Here is a 19,509-nt window from a genome sequence, read left to right on the forward strand (position 1 = left end):
TGGATGGCGCAAAGCGCCGGCGAATAAGGTGTTAAGCCCCTGCCATGAAACCATCGCTAGTCTTGAGAATGGGCCAGCAGCTGACGATGACACCGCAGCTGCAACAGGCCATCCGCCTGCTCCAATTGTCGACCCTGGACCTGCAACAGGAGATCCAGGAGGCTCTGGAATCCAATCCGATGCTCGAACGCCAGGAAGAAGGCGACGACTTCGACAACGCCGATCCTCTGGCCGACAACGCCGAACAGAAGCCCGCCGAAATCCAGGAACCCTCCTACCAGGAAACCGCCCCGACGGTGGACAACCTTGAGGATGGCGAGTGGAACGAACGCATCCCCAACGAACTGCCGGTGGATACCGCCTGGGAAGACGTCTACCAGACCAGCGCGAGCAGCCTGCCCAGCAGCGATGACGACGAGTGGGATTTCACCACCCGCACCTCCGCCGGCGAGAGCCTGCAAAGCCATCTGCTCTGGCAACTGAACCTGGCGCCGATGTCCGACACCGATCGATTGATCGCCGTGACTCTGATTGATTGCATCAACAATCAGGGCTATCTGGACGAAACACTCGAAGAAATTCTCGAAGCGTTCGATCCTGAACTGGACATCGAGCTCGACGAGATCGAAGCCGTCCTGCATCGCATCCAGCAATTCGAGCCCGCCGGTATCGGCGCCCGCAACCTCAGCGAATGCCTGCTGCTGCAATTGCGTCAGTTGCCCGCGAAGACGCCGTGGCTGACCGAGGCCAAGCGCCTCGTCGCCGATTACATCGACCTCCTCGGCAGCCGCGATTACAGCCAGTTGATGCGCCGGATGAAGCTCAAGGAAGACGAGCTGCGCCAGGTCATCGAGCTGGTACAGAGCCTCAATCCGCGTCCGGGCTCGCAGATCGAATCAACCGAAGCCGAATACGTCATTCCCGATGTGATCGTGCGCAAGGACAACGAGCGCTGGCTGGTCGAGCTGAACCAGGAATCGGTGCCACGCCTGCGCGTCAATGCCCAGTACGCCGGGTTTGTTAAGCGTGCCGACACCAGCGCCGACAACACCTTCATGCGTAACCAGTTGCAGGAAGCCCGCTGGTTCATCAAGAGCCTGCAGAGCCGCAACGAAACCCTGATGAAAGTGGCCACGCAGATCGTCGAACATCAGCGCGGCTTCCTCGAATACGGCGACGAAGCGATGAAGCCGTTGGTATTGCATGACATCGCCGAAGCGGTCGGCATGCACGAATCGACGATTTCCCGGGTGACCACACAGAAATTCATGCATACCCCGCGCGGTATTTATGAGCTGAAATACTTTTTCTCCAGCCACGTCAGCACCTCCGAAGGCGGCGAATGCTCGTCCACGGCGATCCGCGCGATCATCAAGAAACTGGTCGCAGCGGAAAATCAGAAAAAGCCGTTGAGTGACAGCAAGATCGCTGGTTTACTGGAGGCACAAGGCATTCAGGTGGCTCGCCGCACCGTCGCCAAGTACCGCGAATCCCTCGGAATCGCGCCTTCGAGCGAACGCAAGCGGTTGATGTAAGCCACGTTACAGCGTTCCAGTGGCAGGCTTTTCGGCCTGCCGCTTTATGCACTGGCAACGAAGGAGAAGCTGTATGCAAGTCAACATCAGTGGACACCAACTGGAAGTGACCCAACCTCTGCGTTCCTACATCGAGGAAAAACTCCAACGACTGGAGCGACATTTCGACAAGATCACCAACGTGCAAGTCACGATGTGCGTCGAAAAGCTGAAGCAGAAGATCGAAGCCACCTTGCATATCCCCGGCAGCGAAGTGGTCGCCAACGCAGAAGATACCGACATGTATGCTGCGATCGACTCACTCACCGACAAGCTGGATCGCCAACTCAAAAAGCATAAGGAAAAGACCCAGAGCCTCCTCCAGGGCGCGACCGGTCGTTAACCCCCCTATCCCATGATCCGACTTGAAACCATCCTGACCCCCGGCCGTTCCCAAGTGAACGCGCCGGGCGGCAGCAAGAAAAAAGCCCTCGAACATATTGCCAACCTGATCCACCGCGAAGTGCCGGATCTGGCGATGCAGGATGTCTTTGAGGCGTTGATCGCCCGTGAAAAACTCGGTTCTACCGGTTTTGGCAACGGCATCGCCATTCCTCACTGCCGCCTCAAGGGCTGCACGGCGCCTGTCAGTGCCCTGCTGCATCTTGAAGCGCCAATCGATTTCGACGCCATCGACGGCGCTCCGGTCGACCTGCTGTTCGTGCTGCTGGTCCCGGAAGCCGCGACCGATGCGCATCTGGAGTTGCTGCGCCAGATCGCCAGCATGCTCGACCGCAAGGAAGTTCGTGAAAAACTGCGCAGCGCCGCGAGCAACGAAGCCTTGTACCAGGTTGTACTGGACGAGCAGAACGGGCACTAATCATGCGTTTGATCATTGTCAGTGGCCGTTCGGGCTCGGGTAAAAGTACCGCCCTGAATGTCCTTGAGGACAACGGCTACTACTGCATCGACAATTTGCCGGCCGGTTTGCTGCCGGAACTGGCCGAGCGGGCGCTGATTCACACCGAACTGGCGCAGCCGCTGGTCGCCGTGTCGATCGATGCACGCAACCTGCCCAGCCATCTGTCACGTTTCCCTGAGCTGCTCGAAGACGTGCGTGCCAAACATATCAAGTGCGATGTGCTGTACCTGGACGCCGATGAAGAAACCCTGCTCAAGCGTTTTTCCGAGACCCGTCGTCGTCACCCGCTGAGCAACGCCAATCGCTCACTGGCCGAGGCGATTCACGATGAAACCGCCCTGCTTGGCCCGATCGCCGATCTGGCTGACCTGAAAATCAACACCACCAACCTCAATCTGTATCAACTGCGCGATACCCTGAAGTTGCGCCTGTTGAATCAGCCTGAGCCCGGCACGGCGTTTCTGGTTGAATCATTTGGCTTCAAGCGCGGCATGCCGGTCGATGCCGATCTGGTCTTCGATGTGCGCTGCCTGCCCAATCCGTACTGGAAACCGGAGCTTCGTGCGCAGTCGGGCCTTGATGCACCGGTGGCGGAGTACCTGGCGCAGCAGCCGGATGTCGAAGAAATGTATCAGGACATCTACGCCTACCTGAACAAGTGGCTGCCACGTTTCGCCGCCAGCAACCGCGCTTACGTGACCATTGCCATCGGCTGCACCGGCGGGCACCACCGCTCCGTCTACCTGACCGAACGTCTGGGTCAGGCCCTGCAGAAAACCCTGAAGAACGTCCAGGTTCGCCACCGCGACCTCACCTAAAGGATTCACACCGCGATGCCTGCTCGTGAAATCGAAATCATCAATAAGCTGGGTCTGCATGCCCGGGCGTCGGCCAAATTCGTCGGCGTGGCCGGCAAGTTTCCCGAGACGACGATAAGAGTCGGTCGCACGCCCGAGACCACCGTGGACGGTAAAAGCATCATGGCAATGATGATGCTCGCAGCTGGCAAGGGCACCAAGATCCATTTGAGTACCGAAGGCGAGCAGGCAGAGGAAGCCATGGATGCGCTGGTGGAGTTGATCAACAACTACTTCGATGAAGGTGGTTGAAAGAACCATCAAAAGATCGCAGCCTTTGCCGGCGCTGCCGAAGGCTGCGATCTTTTGATCTTCTTCAACCCAACGCCGTATCCATCACCATCATCAGACAAAACCCGATCAGCAGGCCCAGACTGGCCAGCTTGTCATGCCCATGACGGCGCGACTCCGGAATAACTTCGTGGGTCACCACCAGCAACATCGCCCCGGCCGCCAGTGCCAGTCCCAGCGGCAGCAGGACCTGAGCCAGACTCACCAGCCACGCGCATAACAGTGCAAATACCGGTTCGACCAGCCCAGACGCCGCGCCGATCAGAAAGGCCCTGACCCGCGACATCCCCGCCCCGGCCAGCACCAAAGCAATACAGGCCGAATGCGCCGAACAGGATGCCGAAGCAGATCAGGCCACTGGCGGCCCACGGCGTCAGGCCAAGACTCTCCGCCGCAGCAATGCCCGGCACGATCAACGAGAACGCCGTCGCCGCCAGCATTACCCCGGCACCAAACCCAAGCAAGGTATCGCTGAGTGCCTGCGGCATGCGCCGAATGACCAGCACCGGCACCGCGCCGAGCGCCGTGCCCAGCGCGCAAATGGCGCCGCCCTGCAAGGCGCGTAACAATCTCGGTTCCAGATTCAGCCATTGCAAACCTTGGGTAACCAGCAAAGCCATCCCCGCCAACAGCAACAGTGAACCCACAGCGTAACGAAACATCCGCCCGCTGCCAATCGCCAGTGTTTCAGTGCCCATAGTCAGCCCTGGAATGTTTTTATTGAAGGCTTAAACCAGTGCGGCCTGATAGCGCGCAGCAACTTCCGGCCAGTTGATCACGTTGTAAAAGGCGTTGATGTATTCCGGACGACGGTTCTGGTAGCGCAGGTAGTAAGCGTGCTCCCAGACGTCGAGCCCGAGAATCGGGGTGTTGCCGTTCATCAACGGACTGTCCTGGTTGCCGCTGCTTTCCACGATGAGCTTTTTCTCCGGGGTCACGCTGAGCCAGGCCCAGCCACTGCCGAAGCGGGTCAGCGCGGCTTTGGTGAACGCTTCCTTGAAACTGTCGAGTCCGCCCAGTTGCTCATCAATAGCCGTGGCCAGCGCGCCGTCGGGCTTGCCGCCTCCGTTGGGCACCATCACTTCCCAGAACAGCGAATGATTGGCGTGCCCGCCGCCCTGGTTGATCACCGCCGCGCGAAGTTTTTCCGGTAGTTGCTGGACGCTGGCGACGAGTTTTTCCACCGGCCATTCGGCAAACTCGGTGCCTTCTACGGCGGCGTTGAGGTTGTTGATGTAGGTCTGGTGATGCTTGGTGTAATGGATCTCCATGGTCTGCGCATCGATGTGCGGTTCGAGGGCATCGTAGGCGTAAGGCAAGGCAGGCAAGGTAAAAGCCATTTCAATGGACTCCATGCTGATGAGAAGCTGAGGCGCGGCGGGCATTGCCGGTGTCTGGATGCAGCAGGCGCTGGGTGCGCGGGTACTCGCCGTGCTCGCTGATGAAATTCAACAGTTCGACGTAGGTCTTGCTGCTCTGGCGCAACGCTGCCTCACGCAGGGCCGGGCGCAGGCGTTCGTCCTGCATGGTCTGCAACAAACGCTGATGGATAGCGCACAGGTATTCGGCGCTCTCCTCCGGTTGATTCAGGCGCAAATGCAGGTCGGCGAGGTTGTGATGAGAGACGACGCAGGCCGCCACCGCTTCGTCGGCATCCGCCCAGCGTTCGAACAACACTTGCGCCAGGGCCAGGGCCTGCAGGTAAGCCTCGCGGGCGTCGATCAGTTCGCCCAGCATGAAGCAGCGATTGGCCCGTTCGATCGTGCGTTTCCAGTGCTCCATGGTGAGCCTCCAAAGCGGTTGCGGGGTTTACACGCCGCCGGCGGTGAGTTTCTCGGGGTTGAGCAACTCTTCCAGTTGGCTGCGCGACAGGTCGGTGTGTTCCAGGGCGACGTCGATCACCGCGCGACCTTCCTTGTAGGCCTGCTTGGCGATTTCGGCGGCTTTCTGGTAACCGATGATGGGGTTGAGCGCGGTGACCAGAATCGGGTTGCGCGACAACGCTTCCTGCAAGCGCGACTCGTTGACCTTGAAGCTCGCAATCGCCTTGTCACCGAGCAGGCGACTGGCATTGGCCAGCAGTTCGATGCTGCTCAGCAGGTTGTGCGCGATGATCGGCAGCATCACGTTCAGTTCGAAGTTACCGGATTGGCCGGCCACGGTGATCACCGAGTCGTTGCCGATCACTTGCGCAGCGACCATGGCGGTGGCCTCCGGAATCACCGGATTGACCTTGCCGGGCATGATCGACGAACCCGGTTGCAGCGCTTCGAGTTCGATTTCGCCGAGACCGGCCAGCGGACCAGAGTTCATCCAGCGCAGGTCATTGGCGATTTTCATCAGCGACACGGCGGTGGCCTTGAGCTGGCCGGAAACGGCGACGGCGGTGTCCTGCGAGCCGATCAGCGCGAACAGATCCTTGCCTGGGGTGAACTGCACGTCGGTGAGTTGGCTCAGATGCCGACTGAATCGGGCGGCGAACTCCGGATGCGCATTGATCCCGGTGCCGACCGCGGTGCCGCCCTGCGCCAGCGCTTGCAGGCTTGGCAGCAAATCCTGCAGATGCCCGATATTGGCCTTGAGCTGCTGTGCCCAGCCGTTGAGCACCTGGCTCATGCGCACCGGCATCGCGTCCATCAGGTGGGTGCGCCCGGTCTTCACATGATGATGCACCTGCCCGGCCTTGCGCTCGATGGCCTGGACCAGATGCAACAGCGCCGGCAGCAATTGTTCATGCAGGGCCAGCGCGGCGCTGACGTGGATGGTGGTCGGGATGATGTCGTTGCTGCTTTGCCCGCAGTTGACATGATCGTTGGCGTTGACCGGCTCGCCGAGCATGCGACTGGCCAGCGTCGCGATCACTTCGTTGGCGTTCATGTTCGAGCTGGTGCCGGACCCGGTCTGGAAGATATCCACCGGGAAATGCTGCATGAAATCGCCTTCGAGCAGACCTTGCGCGGCATCACTGATGGCTTTGCCCTGGGCCGCGCTGATCTGGTTCAGCTCAACGTTGGCCCGGGCAGCGGCGGCTTTGGCGAGGATCAGCGCGCGGATGAACTGCGTCGGCATCGGTTTGCCGCTGATCGGGAAGTTGTCCACGGCGCGCTGGGTCTGCGCGCCATAGAGCGCATCGACCGGCACCTGCAGTTCGCCCATGCTGTCGCGCTCAATACGTGTCTTGGTCATGCGAATGTCCTTGCAGCAAATCAATGAGAGGAATCGACGGTTGCAACTCGCAAGTGGCGAGCTGCCAGGTGTAGCGTTGCCAGCGCCGCAAGCGGCATTGGCATAGCGACAGGCGCTCCATTTCACGCAAGGGACGCCAGGCTTGATCGAGACAGACGCTGCGCCAGTGCCACGGCAACGCAATGTCGGTGGCGGTATCGAGCAGCAGACGGAAAGACGTTTCGGCGACAGTCCAGGGCGAAGTGGCTGTGCAACAGGACAGATAGCGCCCTTCGGCGAGGTAGTGTTCGATCAGGCGCGGTTCGTCAGGATCCAGCGCGCAACGGATCTGGCGACTCATCCAGCGCCAGCTTTCGAGGTAGGGCTGCTCGTGCAAGGCAGAACTCATGATCCGGGACTCGTTCTGAGATGAGATTCATTATTAGATGATAATGAGAACCAACACAAGCATTCGAGTTTGCGCTGTTCGCTTGTGGGAGCGAGCCTGCTCGCGAATGCGCTGTGTCAGTCAGCACATTTACAACTGATCCACCGCTTTCGCGAGCAGGCTCGCTCCCACAGGGGATTTGTGCGAAGCGAATAAAAAAGGCGCGCCATCCAGAACGGAGGGCGCGCCTTTTTTTGTTGGCGGATTCGCGGCTTAGCTGCCGGCGACAGTCATCCGCTCGATCAACACCGAGCCGGTGCGGATGTTGCTGCGCAGCTCCAGATCATTACCCACCGCGACAATCTGCTTGAACATGTCGCGCATGTTGCCGGCGATGGTCACTTCCTGCACGGCGAACTGGATCTCGCCGTTTTCCACCCAGAAGCCCGCCGCACCGCGCGAATAGTCACCGGTGACCATGTTCAGGCCGTGGCCCATCAATTCGGTGACCAGCAGTCCTCGGCCCATGCGCTTCAACAGCGCTGCCTGATCCTCGTCGCCATGGGTGACGAACAGGTTGTGCACACCGCCCGCGTTGGCGGTGCTCGGCATGCCCAGTTTCCGTCCGGAGTAAGTGCCGAGGATGTAGGAGACCAATTCGCCCTTTTCGACGAACGGTTTGGCGTAGGTCGCCAAGCCGTCACCATCGTAGGAAGCACTGCCCATGGCGCGCATCAGATGCGGACGCTCATCGATGGTCAGCCATTCCGGGAACAGCTTTTGCCCGAGTGTGCCTTCGAGAAACGACGATTTGCGATACAGGCTGCCGCCGGATACTGCCGAGAGGAAGCTGCCGAACAGACCGCCCGCCAGTTCGGCGGAAAACAGCACCGGCACTTCGCAGGTCGGCACCGGCCGCGCGCCCAGACGGCTCGCCGCCCGTTGCGCGGCACGCTGGCCGATGCTCACCGGATCGGCGAGCAAACTGCCCTGGCGATTGACGTCGTACCAGTAATCGCGCTGCATCTGGCCGTCAGCTTCGGCGATCATCACGCAGCTCAGGCTGTGCCGGGTCGACGCGTAGCCGCCGATGAAACCGTGGCTGTTGCCATACACCCGGCAGCCCTGATGGGTGCTGAGGGTGGTGCCGTCGGCGTTCTTGATCCGCGCATCAGCATCGAACGCCGCCGCCTCGCAGAGCAAAGCCTTCTCGATGGCCTGCTCCGGGGTAATGTCCCACTCGTGGAACAGGTCGAAATCCTGCACATCCCTGGCCATCAGTGCGGCGTCGGCGAGGCCCGAGGCTTCATCTTCGGAAGTGTGCTTGGCGATGGCCAGTGCTGCTGCGACGGTTTCACGAATCGCCTCCGGCCCGGTGGCCGAGGTGCTGGCCGAGCCTTTGCGCTGGCCGACATACAAGGTAATGCCAAAACCCTGGTCACGATTGAATTCAACGGTTTCGACCTCGCGCTGACGCACCGAAGTCGACAGCCCCTGCTCCAGCGACACCGCGACTTCACAGGCGCTGGCGCCCTGGCGCTTGGCTTCGGCGATGATCTGCTCGACCTGTTCTTGCAGTGCCGGCAATGCCTGCGGGCCGACGCTTTGAACTGCACTCATGCTCATCTCCACTCAAATTCTGCTTTCGGCTGGGGTCATCGAGCGACCGGGCCGGACAAGCGGCCCCCGACTGGTTATCATGGCGGCGTTTCTTTGCGGACTGCCACCATGGTTGATTCTTACGACGACTCCCTCGATACGGGAGAAAAAAGCAAATCTCAGGTCAAACGCGAGTTGCATGCGCTGGTTGACCTCGGCGAGCGCCTGACCACACTCAAGCCTGATCTGGTCGCCAAACTGCCGTTGACCGACGCTTTGCGCCGGGCATTGGCCGATGCGCCCAAGCACACCGCGAACATCGCGCGTAAACGGCATTTGCAGTTCATCGGCAAACTGATGCGCGACCAGGACACTGACGCGATTCTGACTCTGCTCGATCAACTCGATGCCTCCACTCGCCAGTACAACGAGCGCTTCCATAATCTGGAACGCTGGCGTGACCGCCTGATCGCGGGCGATGACGCCGTGCTGGAGAAATTCGTCATCGAGTACCCGGACGCCGATCGCCAGCAATTGCGTTCCCTGATCCGTCAGGCCCAGCATGAGGTTGCGCAAAACAAACCGCCTGCTTCGAGCCGCAAGATCTTCAAATACATTCGGGAGCTGGACGAGACTCAACGCGGCCTGCGTTGAAAATCGCCACCGGGTGGCCGTCCTGCGCGCCACCCGAAAGCCCCACCGTTCTTATGCGCCCGTGCCACCCACGGTGATCGCATCGATTTTCAGCGTTGGCTGGCCGACACCCACCGGCACCGACTGCCCATCCTTGCCACACGTACCCACACCGCTGTCCAGCGCCAGATCGTTACCGACCATCGACACCCGGCTCATCGCCTCGGGACCATTGCCGATCAATGTCGCGCCTTTGACCGGTGCAGTAATCTTGCCGTCCTCGATCAGATAAGCCTCGCTCGTGGAGAACACGAACTTGCCGCTGGTGATGTCGACCTGACCGCCGCCGAGGTTGGCGCAGTAGATGCCCTTCTTCACCGAAGCGATGATTTCTGCCGGATCGCTTTCACCGCCGAGCATGTAGGTGTTGGTCATCCGAGGCATCGGCAGGTGCGCATAGGATTCGCGACGACCGTTACCGGTGCGTGCCACGCCCATCAGCCGCGCATTGAGCTTGTCTTGCATATAGCCCTTGAGTACGCCGTTTTCGATCAGCGTGGTGCACTCGGTCGGGGTGCCTTCGTCATCGACGCTCAGCGAACCGCGACGGCCGCTCAAAGTGCCGTCATCGACGATGGTGCATAACTTGGAGGCAACCATTTCGCCCATGCGCCCGCTGTAGGCCGAGCTGCCCTTGCGGTTGAAATCGCCTTCCAGGCCATGGCCGACCGCTTCGTGCAGCAGCACGCCGGACCAGCCGGAACCCAGCACCACCGGCAAGGTACCGGCCGGCGCCGGAATCGCTTCCAGATTGACCAGCGCCTGACGCAACGCTTCACGGGCATAACCCATGGCGCGGTCTTCGGCGAGGAAGTAGCGGTAATCGGTACGCCCACCGCCGCCGTGCCCGCCGCGTTCGCGGCGGCCATTCTGTTCGACGATGACGCTGACATTGAAACGCACCAGCGGACGCACATCGGCAGCCAGGCCACCGTCCGTCGAGGCCACCAGAATTCGCTCCCAAACCCCGGCCATGCTCACGCTGACTTGCTGAATCCGTGGGTCGAGCGCGCGGGTAGCAACGTCGATACGCTTGAGCAGCTCGACTTTTTCCGCGCGGCTGAGCACTTCCAGCGGATTATCCGGCGCGTACAGTTGCGCCACGTCCTGGGTGCTGAACGCCTGCACCGTGCCGTTCTGCCCGGCGCGGGAAATCGAGCGCGCAGCACGGGCAGCAGCACCGAGGGCTTCGAGGGTGATCGCGTTGCTGTAGGCGAAACCGGTCTTCTCACCGGACTGCGCACGTACGCCGACACCCTGGTCGAGGTTGAAGCTGCCTTCCTTGACGATGCCGTCTTCCAGCGCCCACGACTCGGAGATCTGGCCCTGGAAATACAGGTCGGCGGCATCGATGCCCGGCCCGGCCAGATCGCCGAGCACGCCTTGCAGGCTCTCGATCGTGACACCGCCGGGTGCCAACAGGTGATCACTGACTGAGGACAACAACTCGCTCATAGGTTTACGCCTTAAATTCGTGTTCTGAAGCAGGCCGCTGGGCGCCCTGCGAGAAAAACCGCCGATGACGCGTCACCGGCATGCGCGCCCGGATGGACGCTTGTTCATCGCTGTCGCGGGCGGCCAGCAACACCGCCTCGCCTTGATCCTGCTGGGCCAGCACACGCCCCCACGGGTCGACAATCGCCGCATGCCCGAAGGTCTCGCGTGGCCCCGGATGACTGCCGCCCTGTGCGGCCGCGAGGATATAACACTGTGTTTCGATGGCCCGCGCGCGGATCAGTACATCCCAATGCGCGGCGCCGGTTACGGCCGTAAACGCCGACGGAGCGGTAATCAACTCGGCACCGGCGGCACGCAATTCGCTGTACAGCTCCGGGAAGCGCAAGTCGTAACACACGCTCAGACCGACTCGCCCCACCGGCGTATCCGCCACCACTACATTACCGCCATAAGCATAGTCATCGGATTCACGGTATTGGCCGCGATTGTCGGCGACATCGACATCGAACAGATGCAGCTTGTCATAGCGCGCGACGATCTCGCCGTATTCATTGATCAACAACGAGCAGGCATTGGCCTTGGCCGTGGGTTGACCCAACGGTGGCAACGGCAATGTGCCGGCGACTATCCATAAGGTGAGGTCGCGGGCGGTCTGTTTCAACCAGGGCAGGATCGGCCCTTCGCCCAAGGCTTCGGCGCGGCCGATATCGGCGACGTCACGACGGCCCATGGCGGCGAAGTTTTCCGGCAACACCGCAAGTTTCGCCCCGCCGGCGGCGGCCTGTTCAAGCAGGCGTCGGGCCTGGGCCAGATTGGCCGGCACGTCGCTCTGGCTGACCATTTGAATCACCGCTAAAGACATGGCCACTCCTCGGGATTTGCATATGACTGTGTAGGAGCTGCCGAAGGCTGCGATCTTTTGATTTTTTTTAAGAGCCAGATCAAAAGATCGCAGCCTTCGGCAGCTCCTACAGGGGTAGTGTCTGCTAGTTAAAAAGGCTTGTCGAAGGTGATTTTCGGCTCTTTCCATGGGCCTTTGACGGTGTACTTGACGCTGGCGAAGCGCGCCACGCGGTCGCCGATCAGCTTGTCGATGAGGAACAGCGCGCCGCCGACCGCCGGTGCGCCGACGAGCAGCGCGGCGATCGGCAGGTTGTTGGTCACCGGCAACGTCACCAGCAATTTCGCATCGACCTTGTCACCGAGCAGATCCAGCGTGCCGTCCAATTCCAGGTTGCTCGAAGGCCCGGTCAGGCGAATCGGCTCACGTGTCACGTAGACACCATTGTTCGCCACCAGCAGACCTTTGACCCGGTCGTAGCTCAGGCCTTTGCCGAACAGGTCGGAGAAGTCCAGACGCAGGCGCCGGCCGATGGAGTTGAAGTTGAGCAGGCCGAACACCCGCAGCGCCTGAGCACCGCCTTCCACTTCAACGAACTGGCCCTTGTTCAGCGAGGCATCGAGCGTGCCGGAGAAGCGCTTGGTCGCCAGCCACGCCGGCGAGCCCGGCCAGCGGCCATCGACATCCATGTGGAATTCTTCACTGGTGACGCTTGGCGCGAAGCCCCAGCCTTTGAGCACGTCGGCCAGATTCTTGCCGCCGACCCGGCCCTTGTACCAACTGCTGGTTGCCCCCGGCGCGCCTTCCCAGCCGCCGTTGCCTTGCAGGAGGATGCCCTTGAGGCCCATGTCGAGGTTGTTCAGGGCGATGCCCTTGGCCGTCGGCCGCACTTTCAGCGACCAGCCACCGACCAGATCGGGGCCGAGGAACAATTGATTGAGGGTGATATCCAGCGCCGGGATTTTCGTCGGGTCGACCGACGCCAATGGATCAGGCGCGTTCTCGTCAGCCTGCACCGCCGGGTCCGGCGCCGGCAGTTTCACGTATTGCAGATTCACCGCAATCGGCACGCCGTTGGCGTCCGGCAGGCTGGCACTGCCCTTGGCCTGTTGGCTGTCGAGCGCCAGATTCCACGCGCCGGGCTTGCGATTGATTTGCACCGAGGCCTGATCCAGCGTGGTACCGAACGCTGTCAACTTGCCGACTTTGACGTCAGCGCTGCTGAGCAGTTGTTTGGCGCTGCCGCCCGGATCCCCGCCAGCGTACTTGCTGGCCAGATCCTGCCACGGCGCGACGTCCAGCTCTGATAGCACGCCGCGAATGCGCAGGCCCTTGGCGCCTGGCAACACCGCTTCGCCAGCGCCGAGAAACAGTTCACCACGACCATCGGCGAAATTGCTCGGCGGCGCGGCAAAGGTGAAATTGGCCAGTTGATCGTAATTGACCCAGTAACGCCGCTCCTGCCCTTGCAAGGTCATGCGGAACACCGTGTCGCGCCCGACATCGGCGGCCATGCCGAACGGCGCCGGCAAATCCACTGCAACGCCTTTGAGGCTGGAACTGACTATCAACTGACTGTCGACCCCTGAGAGGTTCAGCTGCAACTGATAAGGAATGGTCCCGGACACCGGCAACGGCTGGGTCACGCCCAGCCAGTCAGTGAGTTTTTTCACTTCAACCTGCCCCGAGGCAGCCACCCGAGTCTTGATCTGGTTGGGGCTGCCGTCGGCGAATATCTGCGCAGTGACCGGTTTGTCGAAGGCCCGTGCAGAGATGTTCTGGCCGCTGAGGCCTTTATTGCTGTCGAAGCGGAAATCGCCCTTGAGCTGGCTAAGTTCCAGTTTCGGTTCGGCCAGTTTCAAACGCGCATTGGCGGTCTTGAAATCTACGAGGATTTTCGGTTGTTCGCCCTTGGCCAGCGGAATATCCAGCTTGAGCTTGCCGTTCAGATCACCCGCGCCCTCCCAACCGGCAAAGGTTTCGCCGGTGCCGATCGGCGCGTCCTGAAGAATCTTCAAGCCATCGCCCAGGCCACCAGCAAACGCGCCGTCGAGGAACAGATGGCTATTCTGCCCGGCCGGTACGTGCGGAATATTGACGAAGACATCGCTGACTTGGGTATCGAGCAACTGGCCCTTGCTGGCCCAGATGCGCACGCCGCTGTCCTCGATGAACACGTCACCGCTGACCTTGCTCACGTGCGGCCAGCCCGGCTGAAAGGCCAGTTCGGCGTCATGGACCTTGAAGAACAGGCTGATGCTGCGATCAGCCTCGCCGGCGTTCTTGCTCAGTGAGCCCTGATACTGGAAGAAGCCCTGGTCCACCGCGCCTTTGAGGATCGCCGTGCGCAGCCACTCATCGAGCGCCGGGCTCAACACAGCCGGCAGGTATTTGGCGGTGTAGCGACCGTCGCCATCGACCAGGCCGACGCGCAGGTCCATGTAATCTTCCTGGCTATGGTCGAAGTGCAGGCGGATGAGGAAGTCGCCGGCAATCTTGCCCTCCTCGCCCAGCACCTTCAGGTACGGCGCAATCAGGGTGAAGCCATCCTTGTCGATCTTCCACGTCAGCCGCGCATTGGCCTGCAGGTATTGCCATGGTTTGGCGAAAATCGGATCGAGGTGCAGGACGAAGTCCTTGCTGTCGAGGCGCAACTCGCCGCCGTCGAGGTTGCCACTCAGGCTGCCACTGACATTCCGCGCCGCCGGAGCGCCGTGGTAGGCATCGAAACCGACATTATCGAGGTTGGCGGCAAAGCCGAATTTGCTGCCATCGGTGGCGGTCGGGCGGAAGTCCAGCAACACGTTGCGCAGGCCGCCGGTTACCTTCAAACGCTCGACCACAGTGGCGAAGCTTTGCGGTAACGGCCCCAGCGCATTGAGCAGCGGCGTGATCGGGGTCAGATCGAGGCGATCGGCCTGCAAATGCCAGAGCTCTTCAGCGTTGGCGCTGGCGCGAGCCTGCTGCACCTGCACATGGGATTCCCAACGGGTGTCGCCGAAGCTCATCGCCAGTGAATCAAGAGTGACCTTTGCGCCCTCGGCGGTGTTGCGGTAATAGGCGTTGAGCGCCAGATTGTTGATCTGGATCGGCTTGCGCTCGGCGTAGGCACCGGTCACTTGCGGCGCATTCAGGCGCAACGCGGCGCTTTGCAACGCGCCTTCGGCCCAATCGACCCAGAGTTCACCGCCGGCCTTGATCTCGGAAAAATTCCATTGCTGGGTCAGGCGCTCGGGCAGCCATTTCGACCAGTCGCTTTGCGGCAGGCTGGCATAACCCTCGATGACGCTGTTCTGCCACTGATCAGGACGCAACTGGCTGCGCAGGCTCAGCGCCACAGGCTGGCCGTCGGGCAAGGTCAGACGCGCATCGAGACGCTGGCGACTGGCGCCGGTACGCACATTGAGGCCGACATAGGTGAGCGTCATGGGCGGGTGATCGAGCGGTTGCAGGGTCACCTGGCTGTCTAGTACCGACAGTTGCTTGATCATCTGCGAGCGCTGGAACAGTTGTGCCGGATCGAACGGTTGGTCCTTCTGCACCGGCAGGCCTTCCAGCGCCCAGGTGCCGTCTTCGGCTTCCTTGAGGCTGATCTTCAAACCGTTGAGTTCGATATGCGCGAGGCGCACCTCGCGGGCGAGCACACTGGCCCACATATCCGGCACCACCCGCACGCGGTCGAGGCGCAGCGCGTTGGCGCCGTCGCCGACCATCACGTCATGGGCCAGCAGGATCGGCGCGAAACCGCTCCAGTTGCCTTCCAGCTCACCGATCTGCAAGGGCATGCCGAGGGCGGCGCTGGCCTTGTCTTCGATGTCGGCGCGGTATTCCGCCACCAGAGGGGTCAGCTCGCGGCCGAGGCTGACGTACAACGCCATCAACACCAGAACCAACGCGCACAGGCCCAGCCCCCAGCGGGTGAGTGCGGCCAGAATGCGTGTCAGACGCTCCATGTCAGTTGGCTCCCATGGCAAAAATACTGCGAAAAGCTGAGGCCAGCCGCGTTGAATGAGTGGTGATGCAGGGCTTCAGAGCAGCACCACGTCATATTGTTCCTGGGAATACATGGTTTCCACCTGGAAGCGTATGGTGCGGCCGATAAAGCCTTCAAGCTCGGCGACGTTACCGGACTCTTCATCGAGCAGACGATCGACTACTTTCTGGTTGGCCAGCACCCGATAACCCTCGGCCTGGTAGGCCCGGGCCTCGCGCAGAATCTCGCGGAAGATCTCGTAACAGATGGTTTCGGCGGTTTTCAGTTTGCCGCGTCCCTGGCAACTGCTGCACGGTTCGCACAGTACCTGCTCAAGGCTTTCGCGGGTGCGCTTGCGGGTCATCTGCACCAGGCCCAACTCGGTGATGCCGATGATGTTGGTCTTCGCGTGATCGCGCTCCAGCTGTTTCTCCAGAGTGCGCAGGACCTGACGCTGGTGCTCTTCATCTTCCATGTCGATGAAGTCGATGATAATGATCCCGCCAAGATTGCGCAGGCGCATCTGCCGGGCAATCGCCGTGGCCGCTTCGAGATTGGTCTTGAAAATGGTTTCTTCGAGGTTGCGATGACCGACGAACGCCCCGGTGTTGACGTCAATGGTGGTCATGGCTTCCGCCGGATCGATCACCAGATACCCCCCGGACTTCAGCGGCACCTTGCGCTCCAGCGCGCGCTGGATTTCGTCTTCGACACCGTACAGATCGAAGATCGGCCGCTCGCCCGGATAGTGTTCCAGACGATCGGCGATTTCCGGCATCAGTTCGGCGACGAACTGCGTGGTTTTCTGGAAGGTTTCCCGCGAGTCGATGCGGATCTTCTCGATCTTCGGATTGACCAGATCACGCAGGGTGCGCAGGGCCAGGCCGAGGTCTTCGTAGATCACGCTCGGCGCGGCGATGGTCTTGATTTGCTCGTTGATCTGGTCCCAGAGGCGCCGCAGGTAGCGGATGTCCATGAGGATTTCATCAGCGCCCGCGCCTTCAGCGGCTGTGCGCAGAATGAAACCGCCGGCTTCCTTGATGCCTTCTTTGGCTACGCAATCGCTGACCACCTGCTTGAGACGCTCGCGCTCGGCTTCGTCTTCGATCTTCAGGGAAATCCCAACGTGGGCAGTGCGCGGCATGTACACCAGATAACGCGAAGGAATCGACAGTTGCGTGGTCAGGCGTGCGCCTTTGGAGCCGATCGGATCTTTGGTGACTTGCACCACCAGGCTCTGGCCCTCGTGCACCAGCGAACTGATGCTTTCCACCGCCGGGCCTTCACGCAGGGAGATTTCGGCGGCGTGAATGAAAGCCGCGCGATCAAGACCAATGTCGACAAATGCCGCCTGCATGCCCGGCAGGACGCGGACGATCTTGCCTTTATAGATGTTGCCGACGATCCCGCGTTTCTGCGTGCGCTCGACGTGGACTTCTTGCAGCACACCGTTTTCGACCACCGCCACGCGCGACTCCATCGGCGTGATGTTGATCAGAATCTCTTCACTCATGGCAGGATCTCGTTCAGGCATGTTCACGATAGTGGCCGCATCTGGATTCGTACGACGCTCAGGGCGTGTTCAGGTTTTGCCAACAGGGTATGCCGAAATGGCCCAACACCTCGCAGGTTTCGCACAGCGGCAGGCCGACCACCGCCGAATAGCTGCCGTCGAGCCCGGCGACAAACACCGCCCCCAGGCCCTGAATGCCATAGCCGCCGGCCTTGTCGCGCGGTTCGCCACTGGCCCAGTAGGCGCCGGCCTCTTCGCGGCTGATGCTGCGAAAACGCACGCGACTGCGCACCACCCGCGACTCGCAGCGCTCACCTTCAAGCACGGCGATGGCGGTCAGCACTTCGTGTTCGTTGCCGGACAACATCATCAGCATGGCGCATGCATCGGCTTCGTCCACCGGTTTGCCAAGTATTTTGCCGTCGAGTACCACAGCGGTGTCGGCGCCAAGCACGCAGAACGGCTGGTCAGAGACGACCGAGCGGCGCCCGGCCTCAGCCTTGCCACGCGCGAGGCGCTCGACATAGGCCGATGGGGATTCTTCAGGAAGCGGGGTTTCGTCGATGTCCGCGCTGATGGCAGAGAACTGCACGCCGATCTGCGTGAGCAATTCACGGCGGCGCGGTGAGCCGGAGGCGAGGTAAAGCAGTTTCATCAAAACATCTCCCTGTTCAGTGCCCTGCTTCACCGGCTCAATAAATTCTGTAGCGTCGGCACATCCCGCGAAGGGCGAAGCTGACCCACGGCCAGAGCAAGGCGCTGACCAGCGCCGGCAAGACCAGCGCCAGGGTTGGCTGACGGTTGCCGGTCAGAGCGCTGAGCCACAGTTGCGCCAATTGTGCGAGGCCGAAGATCACCAGGATCACCAGACACTGCTGCCACATCGGGAACATGCGCAGACGCTGCTGCAACGACAACACGAGGAAGGTAATCAGGGTCAGGATCAGCGCGTTCTGCCCGAGCAGGTCGCCCTGCAGGACATCTTCGGCCAGTCCCAGACAGAACGCGGTGACCATGCCGACCGTGTGCGGCATGTACAGCGCCCAGAAGGTCACGAGCAAGGCCAGCCACAGCGGGCGCAGGATTTCCATGAAGATCGGCAGCGGCGAAACGCTGAGCAGGATGCCGACGAAGAAGGTTAGCCAGATCATCCAGCCGTTTGCGGATTTTTTCGCGCCGACCATTATTCTCGTCCCCCGGTAGTCGCTGGCGGTTTCGCCGGTGGTTTGCTGGTGGCCGGTGGTTTGGCCGCGGCGGGAGCGGCAGCGGGCGGCTTGCTCGCGGCGGGCTTGGCAGGCGTGGTGGCAGGCGCCGCTGCTTCAGCGGCCGGCGCTGCGGCAGCGGTCGACGGCGTGGCAGGCATGATCAACGGTTTCGGCACGCTGGCCGGCAACATCGGGCCGCCGCCGTGGGCATCGAGCTGTTCCTGGGCCTGGGCGGCGTCATTGGCGCGTTCCTCGGCGGTGCGGCTATCGCTGAACACCAGCAGCAGGTAGCGGCTGCGGTTCAGGGCGGCGGTAGGTACCGCACGGACAATGGCGAACGGTTGGCCGGAGTCGTGGATGACTTCTTTTACCGTCGCCACCGGATAACCGGCCGGGAATCGCTGGCCAAGACCGGAGCTGACCAGCAGATCGCCTTCCTTGATGTCCGCCGTGTCGGCGACATGACGCAATTCCAGGCGTTCCGGGTTGCCGGTGCCGCTGGCAATCGCGCGCAGACCGTTACGGTTTACCTGCACCGGAATGCTGTGGGTGGTGTCGGTCAGCAGCAGGACACGCGAGGTGTAAGGCATCAATTCGACCACTTGACCCATCAGCCCGCGTGCATCGAGCACCGGTTGGCCGAGCACCACGCCGTCGCGCTCACCTTTGTTGATGATGATGCGATGGGTGAAGGGGTTGGGGTCCATGCCGATCAACTCGGCCACTTCGACCTTTTCATTGACCAATGCGGAGGAATTGAGCAACTCGCGCAGCCGAACGTTCTGCTCGGTCAGGGCCGCGAGCTTTTGCATGCGCCCCTGCAATAGCAGGTTTTCGGTCTTGAGTTTTTCGTTTTCGGCGACGAGCTCGGTGCGGCTGCCGAACTGACTGGCGACCCCTTCCCACAAGCGGCCGGGCAGGTCCGTGATCCAGTAGGCATCCATGAGCACCAGCGACGCTTGCTTGCGCGCGGGCTTGAGCAGGTCGAAACGTGCATCGACCACCATCAGTGCGACCGCAAGCACGGCCAGCACCAACAGGCGCACGCCCAACGAAGGGCCTTTGGTGAAAAGCGGTTTAATAAGCCGCT

At 61.3% G+C, this 19,509-nt stretch carries 18 protein-coding genes and 1 pseudogene; 6 read left to right on the forward strand and 13 right to left on the reverse strand.

Annotated features, from left to right (window positions below; all coding sequences use genetic code 11):
* Positions 1 to 44 precede the first annotated feature (44 nt).
* The 5 genes from PspCFBP13508_RS20040 to PspCFBP13508_RS20060 all read left to right on the forward strand — a co-directional run bounded on the left by PspCFBP13508_RS20040 (position 45) and on the right by PspCFBP13508_RS20060 (position 3,545).
* Positions 45 to 1,535, forward strand: a complete 1,491-nt coding sequence (locus PspCFBP13508_RS20040) for an RNA polymerase factor sigma-54 (protein WP_016771682.1) — start codon at positions 45 to 47, stop codon at positions 1,533 to 1,535.
* Between the two features lie 73 nt (positions 1,536 to 1,608).
* Positions 1,609 to 1,917 carry a ribosome-associated translation inhibitor RaiA gene (gene raiA / locus PspCFBP13508_RS20045; RefSeq protein WP_007912419.1) on the forward strand — a complete coding sequence of 103 codons (309 nt, stop codon included), beginning with the start codon at positions 1,609 to 1,611 and terminating at the stop codon, positions 1,915 to 1,917.
* A 12-nt stretch (positions 1,918 to 1,929) separates the two neighbouring features.
* Entirely contained in the window at positions 1,930 to 2,394 is a 465-nt protein-coding gene (ptsN, locus tag PspCFBP13508_RS20050) for a PTS IIA-like nitrogen regulatory protein PtsN (RefSeq protein ID WP_130910549.1), read from the forward strand.
* A 2-nt stretch (positions 2,395 to 2,396) separates the two neighbouring features.
* On the forward strand, positions 2,397 to 3,254 hold the full coding sequence (gene rapZ / locus PspCFBP13508_RS20055; protein WP_076565860.1) for an RNase adapter RapZ: 858 nt from the start codon (positions 2,397 to 2,399) through the stop codon (positions 3,252 to 3,254).
* A gap of 15 nt (positions 3,255 to 3,269) precedes the next feature.
* Positions 3,270 to 3,545 (forward strand): HPr family phosphocarrier protein, encoded by a 276-nt coding sequence (locus PspCFBP13508_RS20060; RefSeq protein ID WP_137215498.1) that lies wholly within the window; start codon positions 3,270 to 3,272, stop codon positions 3,543 to 3,545.
* Positions 3,546 to 3,609: 64 nt separating this feature from the next.
* On the opposite strand, the pseudogene PspCFBP13508_RS20065 reads toward PspCFBP13508_RS20060, so the two are convergent.
* The 6 genes and pseudogenes from PspCFBP13508_RS20065 to pmbA all read right to left on the reverse strand — a co-directional run bounded on the left by PspCFBP13508_RS20065 (position 3,610) and on the right by pmbA (position 8,763).
* A pseudogene (locus PspCFBP13508_RS20065) lies at positions 3,610 to 4,282 on the reverse strand (ZIP family metal transporter).
* A gap of 30 nt (positions 4,283 to 4,312) precedes the next feature.
* Positions 4,313 to 4,924 carry a superoxide dismutase gene (locus PspCFBP13508_RS20070; protein WP_016771687.1) on the reverse strand — a complete coding sequence of 204 codons (612 nt, stop codon included), beginning with the start codon at positions 4,922 to 4,924 and terminating at the stop codon, positions 4,313 to 4,315.
* Between the two features lies 1 nt (position 4,925).
* Positions 4,926 to 5,366, reverse strand: a complete 441-nt coding sequence (locus PspCFBP13508_RS20075) for a hypothetical protein (protein WP_137215499.1) — start codon at positions 5,364 to 5,366, stop codon at positions 4,926 to 4,928.
* Positions 5,367 to 5,393: 27 nt separating this feature from the next.
* Positions 5,394 to 6,770 carry a class II fumarate hydratase gene (locus PspCFBP13508_RS20080; protein WP_137215500.1) on the reverse strand — a complete coding sequence of 459 codons (1,377 nt, stop codon included), beginning with the start codon at positions 6,768 to 6,770 and terminating at the stop codon, positions 5,394 to 5,396.
* Positions 6,751 to 7,158 carry a hypothetical protein gene (locus PspCFBP13508_RS20085; protein WP_016771690.1) on the reverse strand — a complete coding sequence of 136 codons (408 nt, stop codon included), beginning with the start codon at positions 7,156 to 7,158 and terminating at the stop codon, positions 6,751 to 6,753. Before PspCFBP13508_RS20085 ends, PspCFBP13508_RS20080 begins: the two co-directional genes overlap by 20 nt.
* A 252-nt stretch (positions 7,159 to 7,410) precedes the next feature.
* Complete coding sequence (pmbA, locus tag PspCFBP13508_RS20090) at positions 7,411 to 8,763, reverse strand: metalloprotease PmbA (RefSeq protein WP_172834015.1); 1,353 nt, start codon at positions 8,761 to 8,763, stop codon at positions 7,411 to 7,413.
* A gap of 102 nt (positions 8,764 to 8,865) precedes the next feature.
* On the opposite strand from pmbA, the gene yjgA reads away from it, so the two are divergent.
* Positions 8,866 to 9,390, forward strand: a complete 525-nt coding sequence (gene yjgA, locus PspCFBP13508_RS20095) for a ribosome biogenesis factor YjgA (protein ID WP_016771692.1) — start codon at positions 8,866 to 8,868, stop codon at positions 9,388 to 9,390.
* 51 nt (positions 9,391 to 9,441) lie between these two features.
* Here the strand turns inward: yjgA and tldD are convergent, their stop codons facing one another.
* From tldD to mreC, 7 genes are all read right to left on the reverse strand, one after another.
* Positions 9,442 to 10,884, reverse strand: coding sequence for a metalloprotease TldD (gene tldD, locus PspCFBP13508_RS20100; protein ID WP_093104683.1), 1,443 nt, complete (start codon positions 10,882 to 10,884; stop codon positions 9,442 to 9,444).
* A 4-nt stretch (positions 10,885 to 10,888) separates the two neighbouring features.
* Complete coding sequence (locus PspCFBP13508_RS20105; protein ID WP_110603717.1) at positions 10,889 to 11,749, reverse strand: carbon-nitrogen hydrolase family protein; 861 nt, start codon at positions 11,747 to 11,749, stop codon at positions 10,889 to 10,891.
* 128 nt (positions 11,750 to 11,877) lie between these two features.
* The gene (locus PspCFBP13508_RS20110; RefSeq protein ID WP_137215501.1) at positions 11,878 to 15,681 is read right to left on the reverse strand and encodes a YhdP family protein; all 3,804 of its coding nucleotides are present in this window, start codon (positions 15,679 to 15,681) and stop codon (positions 11,878 to 11,880) included.
* A gap of 75 nt (positions 15,682 to 15,756) precedes the next feature.
* The gene (gene rng, locus PspCFBP13508_RS20115; protein WP_016771696.1) at positions 15,757 to 17,214 is read right to left on the reverse strand and encodes a ribonuclease G; all 1,458 of its coding nucleotides are present in this window, start codon (positions 17,212 to 17,214) and stop codon (positions 15,757 to 15,759) included.
* 58 nt (positions 17,215 to 17,272) lie between these two features.
* Entirely contained in the window at positions 17,273 to 17,869 is a 597-nt protein-coding gene (locus PspCFBP13508_RS20120) for a Maf family protein (protein WP_137215502.1), read from the reverse strand.
* A 37-nt stretch (positions 17,870 to 17,906) separates the two neighbouring features.
* On the reverse strand, positions 17,907 to 18,398 hold the full coding sequence (gene mreD / locus PspCFBP13508_RS20125; RefSeq protein WP_042608773.1) for a rod shape-determining protein MreD: 492 nt from the start codon (positions 18,396 to 18,398) through the stop codon (positions 17,907 to 17,909).
* Positions 18,398 to 19,501 (reverse strand): rod shape-determining protein MreC, encoded by a 1,104-nt coding sequence (gene mreC, locus PspCFBP13508_RS20130; protein WP_137215503.1) that lies wholly within the window; start codon positions 19,499 to 19,501, stop codon positions 18,398 to 18,400. Before mreC ends, mreD begins: the two co-directional genes overlap by 1 nt.
* Positions 19,502 to 19,509: the final 8 nt, after the last annotated feature.

The sequence above is a fragment of the Pseudomonas sp. CFBP13508 genome (genome assembly GCF_005233515.1).
In the GTDB taxonomy this organism is placed as follows: Bacteria; Pseudomonadota; Gammaproteobacteria; order Pseudomonadales; family Pseudomonadaceae; genus Aquipseudomonas; species Aquipseudomonas mercuritolerans.

What these genes read in the sequence shown, in the direction of transcription:
- PspCFBP13508_RS20080 (WP_137215500.1), bottom strand. Translation starts at nt 6,770, where the DNA reads ATGACCAAGACACGTATTGAGCGCGACAGCATGGGCGAACTGCAGGTG.
- PspCFBP13508_RS20085 (WP_016771690.1), bottom strand. Translation starts at nt 7,158, where the DNA reads ATGAGTTCTGCCTTGCACGAGCAGCCCTACCTCGAAAGCTGGCGCTGG.
- PspCFBP13508_RS20075 (WP_137215499.1), bottom strand. Translation starts at nt 5,366, where the DNA reads ATGGAGCACTGGAAACGCACGATCGAACGGGCCAATCGCTGCTTCATG.
- PspCFBP13508_RS20060 (WP_137215498.1), top strand. Translation starts at nt 3,270, where the DNA reads ATGCCTGCTCGTGAAATCGAAATCATCAATAAGCTGGGTCTGCATGCC.
- rapZ (WP_076565860.1), top strand. Translation starts at nt 2,397, where the DNA reads ATGCGTTTGATCATTGTCAGTGGCCGTTCGGGCTCGGGTAAAAGTACC.
- PspCFBP13508_RS20120 (WP_137215502.1), bottom strand. Translation starts at nt 17,869, where the DNA reads ATGAAACTGCTTTACCTCGCCTCCGGCTCACCGCGCCGCCGTGAATTG.
- yjgA (WP_016771692.1), top strand. Translation starts at nt 8,866, where the DNA reads ATGGTTGATTCTTACGACGACTCCCTCGATACGGGAGAAAAAAGCAAA.
- PspCFBP13508_RS20105 (WP_110603717.1), bottom strand. Translation starts at nt 11,749, where the DNA reads ATGTCTTTAGCGGTGATTCAAATGGTCAGCCAGAGCGACGTGCCGGCC.
- ptsN (WP_130910549.1), top strand. Translation starts at nt 1,930, where the DNA reads ATGATCCGACTTGAAACCATCCTGACCCCCGGCCGTTCCCAAGTGAAC.
- tldD (WP_093104683.1), bottom strand. Translation starts at nt 10,884, where the DNA reads ATGAGCGAGTTGTTGTCCTCAGTCAGTGATCACCTGTTGGCACCCGGC.
- PspCFBP13508_RS20040 (WP_016771682.1), top strand. Translation starts at nt 45, where the DNA reads ATGAAACCATCGCTAGTCTTGAGAATGGGCCAGCAGCTGACGATGACA.
- PspCFBP13508_RS20110 (WP_137215501.1), bottom strand. Translation starts at nt 15,681, where the DNA reads ATGGAGCGTCTGACACGCATTCTGGCCGCACTCACCCGCTGGGGGCTG.
- pmbA (WP_172834015.1), bottom strand. Translation starts at nt 8,763, where the DNA reads ATGAGCATGAGTGCAGTTCAAAGCGTCGGCCCGCAGGCATTGCCGGCA.
- PspCFBP13508_RS20070 (WP_016771687.1), bottom strand. Translation starts at nt 4,924, where the DNA reads ATGGCTTTTACCTTGCCTGCCTTGCCTTACGCCTACGATGCCCTCGAA.
- rng (WP_016771696.1), bottom strand. Translation starts at nt 17,214, where the DNA reads ATGAGTGAAGAGATTCTGATCAACATCACGCCGATGGAGTCGCGCGTG.
- raiA (WP_007912419.1), top strand. Translation starts at nt 1,609, where the DNA reads ATGCAAGTCAACATCAGTGGACACCAACTGGAAGTGACCCAACCTCTG.
- mreD (WP_042608773.1), bottom strand. Translation starts at nt 18,398, where the DNA reads ATGGTCGGCGCGAAAAAATCCGCAAACGGCTGGATGATCTGGCTAACC.